15 protein-coding genes are annotated in these 15,052 nt (G+C 70.4%); 11 read left to right on the forward strand and 4 right to left on the reverse strand.

What is annotated here, in order from left to right; genetic code table 11:
- Nucleotides 1-129 precede the first annotated feature (129 nt).
- The 3 genes from AC0NH5_RS04075 to AC0NH5_RS04085 are packed head-to-tail and all read left to right on the forward strand — an operon-like array spanning nt 130 to nt 3,845.
- Nucleotides 130-918 carry a hypothetical protein gene (locus AC0NH5_RS04075; RefSeq protein WP_474400021.1) on the forward strand — a complete coding sequence of 263 codons (789 nt, stop codon included), beginning with the start codon at nt 130-132 and terminating at the stop codon, nt 916-918.
- 9 nt (nt 919-927) lie between these two features.
- Complete coding sequence (locus AC0NH5_RS04080) at nt 928-2,823, forward strand: fumarate reductase/succinate dehydrogenase flavoprotein subunit (protein ID WP_474400023.1); 1,896 nt, start codon at nt 928-930, stop codon at nt 2,821-2,823.
- Nucleotides 2,823-3,845: a succinate dehydrogenase/fumarate reductase iron-sulfur subunit gene (locus tag AC0NH5_RS04085; protein WP_474400025.1), complete on the forward strand. Its 1,023-nt coding sequence runs from the start codon at nt 2,823-2,825 to the stop codon at nt 3,843-3,845. The genes AC0NH5_RS04080 and AC0NH5_RS04085 overlap by 1 nt, the downstream gene beginning before the upstream one ends.
- A 156-nt stretch (nt 3,846-4,001) precedes the next feature.
- Here the strand turns inward: AC0NH5_RS04085 and AC0NH5_RS04090 are convergent, their stop codons facing one another.
- Nucleotides 4,002-4,526: an N-acetyltransferase family protein gene (locus AC0NH5_RS04090; RefSeq protein ID WP_474400027.1), complete on the reverse strand. Its 525-nt coding sequence runs from the start codon at nt 4,524-4,526 to the stop codon at nt 4,002-4,004.
- A gap of 39 nt (nt 4,527-4,565) precedes the next feature.
- Here AC0NH5_RS04090 and AC0NH5_RS04095 point away from each other — a divergent pair, with 39 nt between their 5' ends.
- A complete protein-coding gene (locus AC0NH5_RS04095) occupies nt 4,566-5,117 on the forward strand; it encodes a helix-turn-helix domain-containing protein (protein ID WP_474400030.1) in 552 nt (183 codons plus the stop codon).
- On the opposite strand, the gene AC0NH5_RS04100 is transcribed toward AC0NH5_RS04095, so the two are convergent.
- From AC0NH5_RS04100 to AC0NH5_RS04110, 3 genes are read right to left on the reverse strand one after another with little or no spacing between them, the layout of a single operon-like run.
- Complete coding sequence (locus AC0NH5_RS04100; RefSeq protein WP_474400032.1) at nt 5,093-5,995, reverse strand: MerR family transcriptional regulator; 903 nt, start codon at nt 5,993-5,995, stop codon at nt 5,093-5,095. The two genes, AC0NH5_RS04095 and AC0NH5_RS04100, sit on opposite strands and share 25 nt — an antisense overlap.
- On the reverse strand, nt 5,982-6,755 hold the full coding sequence (locus AC0NH5_RS04105; RefSeq protein ID WP_474400034.1) for a class I SAM-dependent methyltransferase: 774 nt from the start codon (nt 6,753-6,755) through the stop codon (nt 5,982-5,984). The genes AC0NH5_RS04100 and AC0NH5_RS04105 overlap by 14 nt, the downstream gene beginning before the upstream one ends.
- Nucleotides 6,756-6,789: 34 nt before the next feature.
- A complete protein-coding gene (locus AC0NH5_RS04110) occupies nt 6,790-7,512 on the reverse strand; it encodes a TetR/AcrR family transcriptional regulator C-terminal domain-containing protein (RefSeq protein WP_474400036.1) in 723 nt (240 codons plus the stop codon).
- 87 nt (nt 7,513-7,599) lie between these two features.
- Between AC0NH5_RS04110 and AC0NH5_RS04115 the strand changes: the two genes are divergently transcribed.
- From AC0NH5_RS04115 to AC0NH5_RS04145, 7 genes are all read left to right on the forward strand, one after another.
- Complete coding sequence (locus AC0NH5_RS04115) at nt 7,600-9,108, forward strand: MFS transporter (protein WP_474400039.1); 1,509 nt, start codon at nt 7,600-7,602, stop codon at nt 9,106-9,108.
- Entirely contained in the window at nt 9,105-9,776 is a 672-nt protein-coding gene (locus AC0NH5_RS04120; RefSeq protein ID WP_474400042.1) for an alpha-ketoglutarate-dependent dioxygenase AlkB, read from the forward strand. Before AC0NH5_RS04115 ends, AC0NH5_RS04120 begins: the two co-directional genes overlap by 4 nt.
- A 514-nt stretch (nt 9,777-10,290) precedes the next feature.
- Entirely contained in the window at nt 10,291-10,998 is a 708-nt protein-coding gene (locus AC0NH5_RS04125) for an ABC transporter ATP-binding protein (RefSeq protein ID WP_474400045.1), read from the forward strand.
- A gap of 126 nt (nt 10,999-11,124) precedes the next feature.
- Nucleotides 11,125-11,844 (forward strand): ABC transporter ATP-binding protein, encoded by a 720-nt coding sequence (locus AC0NH5_RS04130; protein ID WP_474400048.1) that lies wholly within the window; start codon nt 11,125-11,127, stop codon nt 11,842-11,844.
- Nucleotides 11,844-12,722, forward strand: a complete 879-nt coding sequence (locus tag AC0NH5_RS04135; protein WP_474400051.1) for a branched-chain amino acid ABC transporter permease — start codon at nt 11,844-11,846, stop codon at nt 12,720-12,722. Before AC0NH5_RS04130 ends, AC0NH5_RS04135 begins: the two co-directional genes overlap by 1 nt.
- Entirely contained in the window at nt 12,719-13,750 is a 1,032-nt protein-coding gene (locus tag AC0NH5_RS04140; protein ID WP_474400053.1) for a branched-chain amino acid ABC transporter permease, read from the forward strand. Before AC0NH5_RS04135 ends, AC0NH5_RS04140 begins: the two co-directional genes overlap by 4 nt.
- Nucleotides 13,747-15,024, forward strand: a complete 1,278-nt coding sequence (locus tag AC0NH5_RS04145) for an ABC transporter substrate-binding protein (RefSeq protein ID WP_474400055.1) — start codon at nt 13,747-13,749, stop codon at nt 15,022-15,024. The genes AC0NH5_RS04140 and AC0NH5_RS04145 overlap by 4 nt, the downstream gene beginning before the upstream one ends.
- The last annotated feature ends 28 nt before the right edge of the window (nt 15,025-15,052 follow it).

Raw genomic sequence — 15,052 nt, forward strand, 5'->3', positions numbered from 1 at the left:
GCGAAGTGTCCGACCTTCGGCGTAACGTGTGCCCCACATCACTGTCGTACGGCGACTGTTGAGTGGGGCACCGCTGTGTCCGCCGCCGGTCGCCGGCGCAGCTGGGTCGGCACTCTCGCAGGAGATGGAATGACGACGGCAATGAGGCCGGGCGGCGCTCGGGCACGTGCGGCGATCGCGGCGAAGACGCTGCGCACCGACCGGTACTGGTTGGCTCCCCTGATCACCTTCATCGGACTGACGGCCTGGGTCACCTACGCCACGGTCCGGGTCTTCATGCACCAGTGGTTCTTCGTCGAGGAATACCTGTACCTCACGCCGTTCTACTCGCCCTGCCTCACCGACCTGTGCGGCCCGGCAGCCGAGTTCGGCACCCCGCTGCCCAGCTTCTGGCTGCTCCCGGAGGCGGCCTTCACCCTGCCGTTCCTGCTGCTCTTCCGGCTGACCTGCTACTACTACCGGAAGGCGTACTACCGGTCGTTCTGGCTGTCGCCGCCGGCCTGCGCGGTGCCGGACGCCCACAAGAAGTACTCGGGGGAGACACGCTTCCCGCTGATCTTCCAGAACGCCCACCGGTACGCGTTCTACGCCGCCGTGATCATCTCAGTGATCAATACCTGGGACGCGGTCCACGCGCAGACCACCGGCCTCGGGCTCGGCAACGTGATCCTCTGGATCAATGTGATCATGCTCTGGGCGTACACGTTGTCCTGTCATTCCTGCCGGCACATCGCCGGCGGCCGGCTCAAGCACTTCTCCCGGCATCCGGTGCGTTACCGCTTCTGGACGTTCGTCTCGAAGCTCAACACCCGGCACATGCAGCTGGCCTGGATCACGCTCGGCACGCTGGCGCTGACCGACTTCTACATCATGGGCCTCGCCGCCGAGTGGTACTCCGACCTGCGCATCATCAACTGAGGGGCCACGATGACCACCACGATCGAACGACACCAGTACGACGTCGTCGTGATCGGGGCCGGCGGCGCCGGCCTGCGTGCGGCGATCGAGGCCCGGATGGCCGGCAAACGCACCGCGATCATCTCGAAGTCGCTGTTCGGCAAGGCGCACACGGTGATGGCCGAGGGCGGCGCCGCGGCCGCGATGGGCAATGTGAACAGCCGCGACAACTGGATGGTGCACTTCCGCGACACCATGCGCGGTGGGAAGTTCCTGAACAACTTCCGGATGGCGGAGCTGCACGCCAAGGAGGCGCCCGAGCGGATCTGGGAGCTGGAGACGTACGGCGCTCTCTTCGACCGCACCAAGGACGGCAAGATCTCGCAGCGCAACTTCGGCGGCCACGAGTACCCGCGTCTCGCCCACGTCGGCGACCGCACCGGCCTCGAGCTGATCCGCACCCTGCAACAGAAGATCGTCTCGTTGCAGCAGGAGGACCGCCGCGAGTTCGGCAGCTACGACGCCCGGATCCGGGTGTTCCAGGAGACCACGATCACCGAACTGCTGCTCGACGATGACCGGGTGGCCGGCGCATTCGGCTACGACCGGGAGTCCGGCGAGTTCCTGCTCTTCGAGGCGCCGGCCGTGGTGCTGGCCACCGGCGGGGTGGGCCGCAGTTACAAGGTCACCTCGAACTCCTGGGAGTACACCGGCGACGGTCACGCCCTGGCCCTGCGCGCCGGCGCCACGCTGATCAACATGGAGTTCCTCCAGTTCCACCCGACCGGCATGGTCTGGCCGCCCAGCGTGAAAGGCATCCTGGTCACCGAGTCGGTCCGCGGCGACGGTGGCGTGCTGCGCAACTCCGACGGCAAGCGGTTCATGTTCGACTACGTCCCTGACGTCTTCCGCCGGCAGTACGCGGAGACCGAGGAGGAGGCCGACCGCTGGTACACGGATCCGGACAACAACCGGCGCCCGCCCGAGCTGCTGCCCCGCGACGAGGTGGCCCGCGCCATCAACAGCGAGGTCAAGGCGGGCCGTGGCAGCCCGGCCGGCGGCGTCTTCCTGGACATCGCCAGCCGGATGCCGGCCGAGCAGATCGTCCGGCGGCTCCCGTCGATGCACCACCAGTTCAAGGAACTGGCCGACGTCGACATCACCAAGGAACCGATGGAGGTCGGCCCCACCTGCCACTACGTGATGGGTGGCGTGGAGGTGGAGCCGGACACCGGAGCGGCCTTCGGCCGTGTGCAGGGGCTCTTCGCGGCCGGCGAGGTCTCCGGCGGCATGCACGGGTCGAACCGGCTCGGCGGCAACTCCCTCTCCGACCTGCTGGTGTTCGGCAAACGGGCGGGCGAGCACGCCGCGGCCTACCTCGACACGCTCGGCCGGCGGCCGAAAGTGGCCAAGGTGGACGTCGCCGCGGCTGCCGAGGTGGCGCTGGCACCGCTGGCCCGCACCGACGGCGAGAACCCGTACACCCTGCAGCAGGACCTGCAAGCCGTGATGGGCGACCTGGTGGGCATCATCCGCCGGGAGGCCGAGCTGACCGACGCGCTCAAGCGCCTGAACGAGCTGCGGGCCCGGGTGGCGAACGTCGCCGCCGAGGGCGGCCGCCGCTACAACCCCGGCTGGCACCTCGCGCTCGACCTGCGCAACATGCTGGTCGTCTCGGAGTGCACGGCCCGCGCGGCGCTGGAGCGTGAGGAGTCGCGCGGTGGGCACACCCGCGAGGACTTCCCGAAGATGAGCGCCGAGTGGCGGCGCGTCAACCTGGTCTGCTCCCTCGACGAGAGCGGCGACGTGCACCTGGAACGCAAACCGGTGCCGCGGATGCGCGAGGAGCTGACCAAGCTCTTCGAGCACAGCGAGCTGGCGAAATACCTGACCGACGAGGAACTGGCCGAGGTGGAGGCGGACTGATGGGCACCAAACGGCACTTCCGGGTCTGGCGGGGCGACGCCGACGGCGGCGACCTGCGCGACTTCGAGGTCGAGGTGAACGAGGGTGAGGTCGTCCTCGACGTCATCCACCGGCTCCAGGCCACCGAGACGCCCGACCTCGCCTGCCGGTGGAACTGCAAGGCCGGCAAATGCGGCTCCTGCTCCATGGAGATCAACGGCAAGCCGCGACTCGGCTGCATGACCCGGATGTCCACGTTCACCGAGGACGAGACGGTCACGATCACGCCGCTGCGGACCTTCCCGGTGATCCGGGACCTGGTCACCGACGTGTCGTACAACTATGAGAAGGCCCGCGAGACGCCCGCCTTCGCCCCGCCGCCCGGCGTGGCGCCCGGCGACTACCGGATGCAGCAGATCGATGTGGAACGCAGCCAGGAGTTCCGCAAGTGCATCGAGTGCTTCCTCTGCCAGAACACCTGTCACGTGGTCCGCGACCACGAGGAGAACAAGGAGCCGTTCTCCGGTCCTCGGTTCTTCATCCGCGCCGCCGAGCTGGAGATGCACCCGCTCGACGACCGCCGGGACCGCAAGGAATTCGCGCAGGCGACCCAGGGCCTCGGCTACTGCAACATCACCAAATGCTGCACCGAGGTCTGCCCGGAACACATCAAGATCACTGACAACGCGATCATCCCGATGAAGGAACGCGTCGTCGACCGCCGCTACGACCCGCTCGTGTGGCTGGGCCGGAAGATCTTCCGGCGGGACGAGCTGGACGCTGACGGCAATCCGCCGGACCGGGCCCGCCGGGTCCGGGCGCCGGGCAGCGAGCCGGGCAGCCGGAACGTCAACCCGAACACGCCCAGCTCCCGCCGCGGCGAGAACGCGCCGGTCGGCCCCGACGGCCACCTGGACATCGCCGAGCTGCTGGCGCCGACCCAGGGCGGCCCCTCCCCGTTCGGCGACGACGTGACTTTCCCGCTCCCGCCCGAGGAGATCAGGTACAACCCGATCGACCCGGCGAAGCGGAAAGACATCTGAGGACCGCGGCCGGCCGGGCACGACGCCGGGCCGGCCGCGACCACGCCGGCGCACGAGCCGGGGCGGCGGCGTGCCGGGGTGGTCGCGTCGGCCCGAGATGAGTGCGGCGGCCCGAGGTGAGTGCGGCGGGCCGAGGTGGGCGCGGCGGGCCGGAGGTCAACGGGGTTCGGCCGGCTGGTCCGCGGCCGGGCCCAGCTCCAGCTGGGTGATGGCCACGTCGTGCCAGGCGCCGTTCTTGTATCCGATCTTCGGGTGCACGCCGACCGGCTGGAAGCCGAACGACGCGTGGAACGCCATGCTCGGCTCGTTCGGCCGGGTGGTCTTGGCCACGGCCACCCGGTAACCGCGGTCGATCAGGCGGGGCAGCAGAACCTGGTACAACGCCCGGCCGGCACCCGCGCGCCGGTTGTCCTGCTCCAGGTACACACTCACTTCGCACGCCCATCGATACGCGGGCCGCGATGCGAACGGGCCCGCGTACGCGTACCCGATGATCCGGTCCTGGAGGACGGCCACCAGCCAGGCGTGGGCCCGGCCCGCAGCGGTGATCCGCGCCGACATCTCGGTGGGCGTGGGCGGGGACGTCTCGAAGGTGATCGCGGTGTCCAGCACGTACGGCCGGTAGATGGCGGCGCAGGCCGCGGCGTCGTCCGGTGCGGCATCCCTGATCGTCAACTGCATGGCACGATAGTAGCCACCGATGCCACTATAGTGACCCAGATGCAGGACGACCTCACCGCCGGACTGGCTGCCACGCTGCGCGATGCGCGTACCGAGAAGGGGTTGTCGGTGAACGGCCTGGCCGGCCTCTCCGGCGTCTCCCGCGCCATGATCGCGAAGGTCGAGAGCGCCGAGGCCCAGCCGACCGCCGCGCTGCTGGGCCGCCTCGCCGCGGCCCTGGGGCTGACCCTCTCCGAGCTGTTCGCCCGCACCGAGGGCGACCCGCCCCGGCTGGCCCGTCGCCAGGACCAGATCGTCTGGGTGGACCCGGAGACGGGGTATCACCGGCGGTCGGTCTCCCCGGCCGGCGGGCCCACGCAGCTCGTCGAGGTGGAACTGCCGGGCGGTGCGACAGTGGCCTATCCGGCGGACTCCTACGCGGTGGCACGCCACCAGATCTACGTGCTGAAGGGGCGGCTGCGCTTCCACGAGGGCGACCAGACGCACGACCTCGAGGAGGGCGACTGTCTGCGGCTCGGGGCCCCCGCTCCCTGCTCTTACCACAACCCGGGCAAGGAACCCTGCCGTTACCTGGTCGTCCTGACGCGCTGAGAGAGCCAGCGCATCACCTCCTGAGCGTGCATGGCCGGTGCCGCGATCGGATGGAAGACGTGCTCCACCCGGCCATCGTCGATGATCAGCGTGAGGCGGCGGTAGAGGACCATGTCGCCGGCGCCGAACGTGGGCAGGCCGAGGGTGGTGGCCAGGGTCATCCGGGGGTCGGGAATCAGCGGGTACGGCAGGCGCAGGCGGTGCGCGAGCTCTCGCTGATAGCCGGTGGACTGCGCGGACAGCCCGTAGACCCGGCTCGCGCCCGCGGTCAGCAGCTCGGCGTGGTGATCGCGGAACCAGGAGGCCTGCTCGGTGGAGCCGCGCGCGCCCGGGATGGTGAGCAGGCTGTCCGGCAGGTCGACGCCGGGCCTGCCGGTGAGCGGATAGATGAAAACCACGCTGCGCCCGGGCCCCAGGTTGCCGAGGTCCACCGGGCGGCCGTCGGTCCCGTAGAACTCCAGGGTGGGCACCCGCACGCCGATCAACTCGGACGGGTCGGCGCCGGCCCGCCCGGGTTGCGGTGGCCGCACCCGGCCGGCCGCCGACTCCAGGCGCTCGTGCAGGCCGTCGCGCTGGGCGGTGAGCTTGCCGATCCGCTCCTGGAGCGCGTCGATGGCGCTGCGATAGGTGGCGACCGCGGCCGCGCACACGTCGGCGTCCCGCCCCTCGGCCAGGCTCTCCACGAACGGCCGGGTCTCCTCCACGGTGAGACCGAGCGCGGCCAGCTCACGGATCTGCTGCACCAGGCGGACGGCGACCGGCTCGTACTCCCGGTAGCCGTTGCCCAGCCGGCGCGGCACGACCAGTCCCGCCGCCTCGTAATACCTCAGCGCGCGCACCGTGGTGCCGGTGCGCCGCGCGAGCTCACCCACGCGCATGCGGTGACCTCGACCCGACCAGGAGCCGGAGCGCGCCGAGGAACCAGGGCTGGTCGCGCAGGTGACCGTGCCGGCGGTCCCACTCCCCCGACGCGAGATCCGCGCGGAGGGCCTCGACCGCCCGGGTGGTGTCGGCGGCCGGGGCGAAGCCCCAGGCGGACTGCGCGGCCCGCACCCGGGGGTCGAGGAACGCCTCCGGGCGCCCGTAGAAAGCCTCGGTGAACCCGTCCACACAGTCGAGCGGGACGGGCACCTCGATCACCGACGTCGCCGGCCCGATCGCCGCCGCGAGCGAGGCGATCGGCGGAAAACGCCGGCGCTCCGCGGCGACCAGCTCCGGGGTGTAGTGCGCCAGCCACAGCCGGTCCAGCTCGTCGCCGTCGAACGTGAGCACCACGACCGGTCCCCGCGCCACCCGGCGGAGCTCGGCCAGGCCGCGATCGAGGTCGCGCCACTGGTGGACGGTCACCATGGCCATCGCGGCGTCGAAGGAGTCGTCGTCGAACGGCAGGTCCTCGGCGACGGCGTCGACCGCGGGAAGGCTCCGGAGGGACCGCATCGCCGCGGACGGCTCGACCGCCACGACGTAGCGGTCGGCCGGCTCGTAGGAACCGGCGCCGGCCCCCACGTTGAGCACCGTCCGTGCGTCGCCGAGAGCGGTCTGCACCAGGGCGGCTATCCGCGGGTCGGTGCGGCGCTGGACCGCATATCCCCGGCCGTGCGTGTCGTAGTCGAAGTCACCGGCGAGCGCTGCTGTCATACCGGGAATCTAAAGCCGTACCCCAGGGGACGGGTCAAGCGCGGCGCAGCCACGACTCCAGGCCGTCCAGGATCCGCTCCAAGCCGAAGGCGAAGCCCTCCCGGAAGACCTGCTGGGGATCCTGGCCGGCCTGGTCGACCTGCCGCCGCCACTCCGCCAACTCGGGGTGGTCCGGCGCGGACTGCTCCAGGAACGGCTCGAGGCTTCGCGCCACCCCGCGGACGTCCAGCCCGGAACGCTGGATCGACCCGGAGACCGCCGCCTCGGTCGTCGCCGACCCGATGGCGTGCGCCTGCAGCAATGCCGCGGCATGCGAGACCTCGAGCCCGGTGAACCCGGCGGTGGTGAGCAGCACGACCATGCGGTTGCCCATCCGCATCGCGTTCGGCCCGAGGGTGGGACGCAAACCCAGCTGCCCGATCACCCAGGGGTGCCGCAGCAGCGCGGCGCGCATCCCGTTGGCCACCACCGACGCGCCCATCCGCCAGCTCGTGTCACCCGGCTCGGGCACGTAGATCTCGCCGAGCACCTCGTCGACGCAGAGCTCCATCAGCTCGTCCTTGTGCGCGACGTGCCAGTAGAGCGAGGTGGCGCCGGAACCGAGCCGGGTGCCGAGCCGGCGCATGCTGAGGCCCGCCGCACCCTCCGCGTCGAGGATCTCCAGAGCCGTCCGCACGATCTGCTCCCGGGTCAGAGCGGGCTGGTCACCCCGGGTGCGTGGCGGGCGGGTCCACACCGAGTCGGTGAAGTCGGGCATGGTGTCATCCTATCGGCACTCGAACGGCGTGCGAGTTAGCTGTACAGTGTGCGGGTCAATCGAACACCGTACGAGAGAGGGCCGCCGATGCCCGAACGGAATCCTCGTCGCTGGTTGATCCTGGGCGTGCTGTGCCTGAGCCTGCTCGTGGTCGTCGTCGACAACATGGTGCTCAACATCGCGATCCCGTCGCTGATCGTCGATCTCGGTGCGAGCAGCACCCAGATTCAGTGGATCATCGACGCGTACATCCTGGTCTTCGCCGGCCTGCTGCTGACCGCCGGCAGCCTCTCCGACCGGCACGGCCGCCGCCTCGGCCTGGTGTTCGGCCTGATCGTCTTCGGCGCCGCATCGGTGCTGGCCACGTTCTGCGAGACACCGGGCCAGCTGATCGCCGCGCGCGGCCTGATGGGCGCGGGCGCCGCCTTCCTGATGCCCGGCACGCTCTCCATCCTCACCACCGTCTTCGCCGAGGACGAGCGCAAGAAGGCCATCGCCATCTGGGGCTCGGTGCTGATGCTCGGCGCCCTCGGCGCCCCCACCCTGGGCGGGCTGCTGCTGGAGCACTTCTGGTGGGGATCGGTGTTCCTGCTGAACATCCCGATCGCGATCCTCGGCATCGTCGCCGCCCTGCTGATCATCCCGGAGTCCAAGGGCCCGGCGAGCCGCCCCGACCTGGTCGGCGCGGCCACCTCGATGCTCGGCATGGCCGCCCTGGTCTGGGGCATCATCAACGCCCCCGAACACGGCTGGTCGGCACCGCAGACCCTGGGCGGGTTCGCCGTCGCCGCGGTCGCGCTGACCACCTTCGCCGCCTGGGAACGCCGCACCGCCGAGCCGATGCTGCCGCTGGCGCTCTTCCGCGACCGCAACTTCGCCGGCGCCAGCTTCTCGATCGTGCTGCTCTCCTTCTCCACCGGCGGGGTGGTTCTGGCCATCACGCAGTACCTGCAGTTCGTGCTCGGCTACGAGCCGCTCGAGGCGGGCACCGCGTTCATCCCGATGCTGGTCACCGCGATCGTGTTCAACGGCGTCGGCGTGCTGGTGGACAAGCGTTTCGGCGCCCGGGTGGCGCTCTCGGCCGGCCTGCTGCTGATGGCCGCCGGCTTCGGCGTGCTGGCCTCACTGAGCCCCGAGGACGGCTATCTCAAGCTCGCCACGGCGCTGGTGGTCATCGGGATGGGCAGCGGGACGGCCGGACCAGCCGCTTACGGGACGCTGCTCGGCGCGCTGCCGCCCGAGCGGGCGGGCGTCGGGTCCGCCGTCAACGACACGGTGCAGCAGGTCGGGACGGCGCTGAGCGTGGCCGTGCTGGGTGCGGTGTTGACGGCGGCGTACCGTGCCGGCCTGCCGGACGGCGCCGGCGACCCGGCCCGCGCGTCGATCGGCGACGCCCTCGGTGTGGCGGCGGCCACCGGCGACAACGTCCTGGCCCGGCTCGCGCAGAACGCGTTCGTCGACGCCATCGCGGTCACCGCCCTGGTCGGGGTCGCCGGCGGCGTCATCGCCTCGATCGTCGCCGCCTCGGTGCTGCGCCCGAAACCCCGGCCCGAGGGGACACCGGAATCGAACGTGAGTACTAAAGTAGGGGCATGACCGCGAGTTACCAGCCGTCCCTGCTCGATCTGACCGGCGGGCCCACTCCGCCGGACGGTCTCCACCCGGCAGACGCGCCGGCCGGTGTCCTCGAACCGCTGGCCGGCCGCCTGACCCGGCGCCACCTCACCGCCGGCGCCTGGGTCGACAGCCTGCCCGGCTGGATGCACGGCTCGGACGCGGTCTTCGAGACCCTGCTCGACATCGACTGGCGCGCCGAGCGCCGGCAGATGTATGACGGGGTCGTCGACGTGCCCCGCCTGCTCCGCTGGTTCAGCGGCCGCGAGGCGCTCCCGCACCCCGCGCTGGACGCCGCGAAAGCCGCGTTGAACAGCCACTACGCCGAGGAGCTGGGCGAGGAGTTCGTCACCGCCGGCATGTGCCTCTACCGCGACGGCCGCGACAGCGTCGCCTGGCACGGCGACACCCACGGCCGCTCCTCCCGCCACGACACCATGGTCGCGATCGTCTCCTTCGGCTCGCCGCGCAACCTGCTGCTGCGCCCCCGCACCGGCGGCCACGAGACGCTGCGCTTCCCCCTCGGCCACGGCGACCTCATCGTGATGGGCGGCTCCTGCCAGCGCACCTGGGAACACGCCGTGCCCAAGACCGCCAAGCCGGTCGGCCCGCGCGTCAGCGTCCAGTTCCGCCCCGCCGGCGTCGCCTGACCCCCTCACCCAGACCCTGCCGCAGCCTTGGTGATCAGCTCACCCTTTCCCTCTTTTGGTACGCGTAGCCGGGGTCCCCAAACGCAGCTACCCGTCCTGCCGGTTCAGCGCGGCCACCTGCCCGCTCAAGCCTTTGCCGCGACAGCCGGGCTGAGCTGCCCACTCCAGCCCAGCCCTCACCGTGGCGAGTTCGGGCTCGATCCGCACCGCAACTCCCCACGCAGCGCCGTTGACCCGTGAGCGTGGGGAGTTCGGGTTCGGATCGAACCGTAAGTTCCCACGCTGCGAGCCTGCCGCTGTTCGGGCGGCCGGGGTGGATCGGGCGAGGCCGGTGCGGGGTGGAAACGGGTATGGGGAACGGGGTGGGGCAAAGCGACTACCTGCGACGACATCTCGAGGTAACAGGGGCATTGCAAGTGGTTGACGAGCCGGGCGAGAAAGTTACACTCCAAGTGTAAATAGTTGACCTTCATGCTCCACACAGGACTTCCGTCGGTCCTCGCCCGAGGTGGCCATGTCAACAGATCCCCAGCTCAAAGAACTCTCCCTGCAGAACATCAGCGTCCGCTTCGGCGGCCTGACCGCTCTCGACGACGTCTCCCTGCGCGTGGCGCCGGGCCGGGTCGTCGGGGTCATCGGGCCCAACGGGGCGGGCAAGACCACCCTCTTCAACGTCATCTGCGGCTTCGTGGCGCCGTCCGCCGGGTCTCTCACCCTGGACGGGCAGCCGTGGCGGCCGCGACCGCACCACCTCAACCGGCTCGGCATCGCCCGCACCCTGCAAGGTGTCGGCCAGTTCAACGGCATGACCGTGCTGGAGAACGTGATGGTCGGGGCCCGGGGCCGGCGCCGCGAGCAGGAGGCGATGGCCACGCTGGCCCGATGCGGCGTGGACCGCTACGCCGGCGCGCGCCCCGCCGCCCTGCCGTACGCGATCCGCAAACGCATCGAACTGGCCCGCGCCCTGGTGGCGAAGCCGCAGATCCTCATGCTCGACGAGCCGGCCGGCGGCCTGGACGCCGACGAGATCGACTGGCTGGCCGGCCTGATCCGCGAGACCGGCACCACCGTCCTGCTGGTCGAACACCACATGGACCTGGTCATGGCGGTGTGCGACGAGATCCTCGTACTCGACTTCGGCAAGCCGATCGCGCTCGGCACGCCGGACGAGATCAGCAACGACTCCCGGGTGACCGACGCCTATCTCGGCGCCCCCGCCTGATCCACCTCTGACGAGAACACCGAGTGAGCCGGGGATCCGGCTTTCTTCGCCATACCCGAAAAAGCATGAAACGACGGTCCCCGAAGGAGGAACGCCGATGCCGACGCGTACCCCAGGAGAGACGCCATGAGCAGCGCGCTGCTGGAGGTCGAAGGCCTCACCGCGGGGTACGGCGCGGCGCCCGTGCTGCACGACGTGAACCTGACCGTCCAACCCGGAGAGATCGTCGCGGTGCTGGGCGCCAACGGCGCGGGCAAGACGACCCTGCTGCGTACGCTCTCCGGGCTGGTCCGCAGCAGTGCGGGCAGGGTGGTCTTCGACGGCACCGACCTGAACGGCACCAAGGTCGAGCAAATGGTGCGGCGCGGGATCGGGCACGTCCCGGAGGGCCGGGGCGTGGTCACCGAGTTGACCGTGGACGAGAACCTGCGGCTCGGCGGCCTGTGGCGCAAGGACCGGGCCGACGCGAAGAAGGCCCTGGACGAGGTCTACGACCTCTTCCCGCCGCTCGCGCAGCGCCGCGACTTCGCCGGCCATCAGCTTTCCGGTGGCGAGCGGCAGATGCTCGCGCTGGGCCGGGCGCTGGTCGGCCGGCCGCGGCTGCTGCTGCTCGACGAGCCGTCGCTGGGCCTGGCGCCGAAGGTGACCGGACAGATCATGGCCCTGCTGCGGGACCTGCGGGAGCGTACCGGTCTGGCGGTGTTGCTGGTGGAGCAGAACGTGCGCAGCGCGCTCTCCATCGCCGACGTCGGCGTGGTGCTGGCGCTGGGCCGGGTGGTGGTCCGCAACAAGGCGGCGACCCTGCGCGACGACGCCGATCTCCGACACGCGTACCTGGGGTTCTGATGAGCCAATTCGTCTACCTGACGTTCGACGGGCTGAGCCGGGGCGCGGTCTACGCCGCGTTCGCGCTGGCCCTGGTGCTGATCTGGCGGGCCGCCCGGATCGTCAACTTCGCGCAGGGCGCGATGGCGGTGGCGGCCGTCTACGTCGCGTACTCGGTGACGAACGCGACCGGGTCGTACTGGCTCGGATTCGTGGTCGCGATCCTGGCCGGCCTGGTGCTCGGGGTGACCGTGGAGCGGGTGGTGATGCGGTTCGTCGACCACTCGTCGCCGCTCAACGGCGTGGTGGTGGCGCTCGGGCTGGTCCTGGTGATCCAGGGCGTGCTGGGCATCGTGTACGGCAACGAGTTCCGGCCGGCCGAGACACCGTTCAGCCGGGACGCCTTCGAGGTCGGCGGGGTGGCGCTGCTGTCCCGGTACGACATCTTCGTCTTCGTCGCGGTCGGCGCGGTGGTGGGCGCACTTACGCTGCTGTTCACGCGTACGGCGATCGGGTTGCGGATGCGCGCGGCGGCCTTCGCGCCGGACGTGTCGCGGCTGCTGGGCGTGTCGGTGGGCGGGATGCTGACGCTCGGCTGGGCGCTCGCGGCGGCGGTCGGCTCGCTGGCCGGGATGCTCGTCGTCCCGACCGAGCTGGGGCTGCACCCGACCGCGATGGACGTGGTCTTCATCTCGGCGTTCACGGCCGCGGTGGTGGGCGGCCTGGACAGCCCGATCGGCGCGGTCGTCGGCGGGCTGGTCGTCGGGCTCCTGCTCTCGTACGTCAGCGGATACGTCGAGCCCACGGTCGCCCCGATGGCAGTGCTTCTCCTCCTGGTCGTGGTGCTCCTCGGACGGCCCGGCGGACTGTTCTCCAGCTCGAAGGCGAGGGTGGCATGACGGACATCAAGCAGAAAACTTCGAGTGCTCCGGTCGTACCAGACAAGGGCGTGAAGATGCCGGTCAGCCGGCGGCGCCTCGTGCCGGTGTTGGTGATCCTGGCCGGCGCCGTGATCGTGATCGCGCTGACCTACACGCTGCCGCCGTTCCGCAACTACCAGCTCGCGACCGTCGGCGCCTACCTCTGCGTGACTGCCGGCCTGACCGTCCTCACCGGACTGAACGGGCAGCTGTCGCTGGGGCACGGCGCGCTGATGGCGACCGGCGCGTACACCCTCGCGCTCGCCCAGAACAAGTGGCTCAACCTGCCGCTCAGCTTCCTGCTGGCGATCGTGGTCACCACCGCGGCCGGCGCGGTGATCGGCCTGGCCGCGGCCCGGCTGCGCGGGCCCTATCTGGCCGGCCTCACCCTGGCCGTGGCGATCGTGGTGCCGTCGGTGACCAGCACGTTCGACGAGACGTTCAACAGCGACCAGGGCCTGTCGGTGGCGCTGGACCCGCCGCCCGGGACGATCCCGATGGAACGCTGGCAGGCCTGGCTGTGCTGGGCGGGCGCGCTGGTGACCGTGCTGCTGCTGGCCCTGCTCGTGCGCGGCCGGTTCGGGCAGGAGCTGCGCGCGGTGCGGGACGACGAGACCGCCGCGAAGCTCGCCGGAGTGAACGTCCCGCGTACCCAGGTCCTGGCCTTCGTGGTCAGTGCGGCCTGCGCCGGCCTGGCCGGAGCCCTGTTCGCCGTGCTCGCCCAGAGCGTCTCCCCCGGCGCGTTCCCGCTGACCCTGTCGCTGTTCCTGGTGATGGCGATCGTGATCGGCGGCCTGGGCAGCCTGTTCGGCGCGCTGCTGGGCGCGGTGCTGCTGGTGCTGCTGCCCACCCTGTCCCAGTCGATCGCCGAGCAGACCGGATCGCACCGGCTCGAGGGCAACCTCGCGCTGGTCGTCTTCGGTGTGGTGCTCGTCGTCGTCATGCTCGCCGCCCCGGGCGGCCTGGCATCCCTTCGAATTCCGCGATTTCTCAGGAGGCAACGATGAAGTTCTTCGGGAGACGTACCGGTACGGCGCTGGTAGCAACGGTCGTCCTGCTCGCCGCGGGCTGCAGTGAGGACAGCAGCGGCGGCGGGTCGAGCGGCGCCGCGGTGCCCGGGGTGACCGACACGGAGGTCGTCGTCGGCACCCACCACCCGCTGACCGGACCGGCCGCGGCCGGCTATTCGAAGATCTCGCCGGCCACCAAGGCGTACTTCGACTACGTCAACGCGAACGGCGGCATCCACGGCCGTAAGATCACCTACAGGGTGAAGGACGACGCCTACAACCCGGCGACCACCCAGCAGGTCGTACGCGAGCTGGTGCTGCAGGACAAGGTCTTCGCGATCCTCAACGGTCTCGGCACGCCGACGCACACCGGTGTCCTGGACTTCCTCAAGACCAACCGGGTGCCGGACCTCTTCGTGGCCAGCGGCAGCCGCAGCTGGAACCAGCCGGACAAGTACCCGGGCACCTTCGGCTTCAACCCGGACTACACGGTGGAGGGCAAGATCCTCGCCACGTACGTCAAGGAGAACCTGGCCGGCAAGAAGGTCTGCTTCCTCGGCCAGGACGACGACTTCGGCCGGGACATGCTGGCCGGCGTCGAGAAGATCATCGGTGCGGTCGCGGCCAAGCAGAGCTACGTGACCAGCAACCCGAACGTCGGGCCGCAGATGGGCGCGCTCAAGGCGGCCGGCTGCGAGGTCGTCATGCTCGCCACGGTGCCGGGATTCACCGCCCTCTCCATCGGCACAGCCGCGAAGATCGCTTTCAAGCCGCAGTTCGTGGTGAGCAACGTGGGTGCCGACCCGACCACCGTCGGCAAGACCCTGGGCGCCGCCGCGCCGCTGATGGAGGGCATGGTGGCGGCGAACTACCTGCCGCTCAACACCGACGAGGCGAACCCGTGGGTGCAGCTCTTCAAGAAGGTCAACACGGAGCACAACGGCAACGCCGAGTTCGACAACAACGTGATCTACGGCATGTCGGTGGCGTACCTCTTCGTCCAGGCCCTGCAGGCCGCGGGCAAGGACCTGACCCGGGAGGGAATCATCGAGGCGGTGCAGAAGAACGGCTTCCAGGGCCCCGGCACGGTGCCGCTGCGCTTCTCCGCCACCGACCACTCGGGGTACGGCGGAACCCAGCTCACCAAGGTCGAGGGCGGCAAGGCGGTCCTGCTCGGATCCGCGTTCACCACCGATGACAAGGACGCCCCGGTCGCGCCGCACACCGCCGCGGCCGTGACACCGCCGCAGAACGGCGTGCCGGCCGCGTAATATTCGCACTCTGCATGCATAAATATTT

The sequence above is a fragment of the Actinoplanes sp. 13 genome (assembly GCF_056134165.1).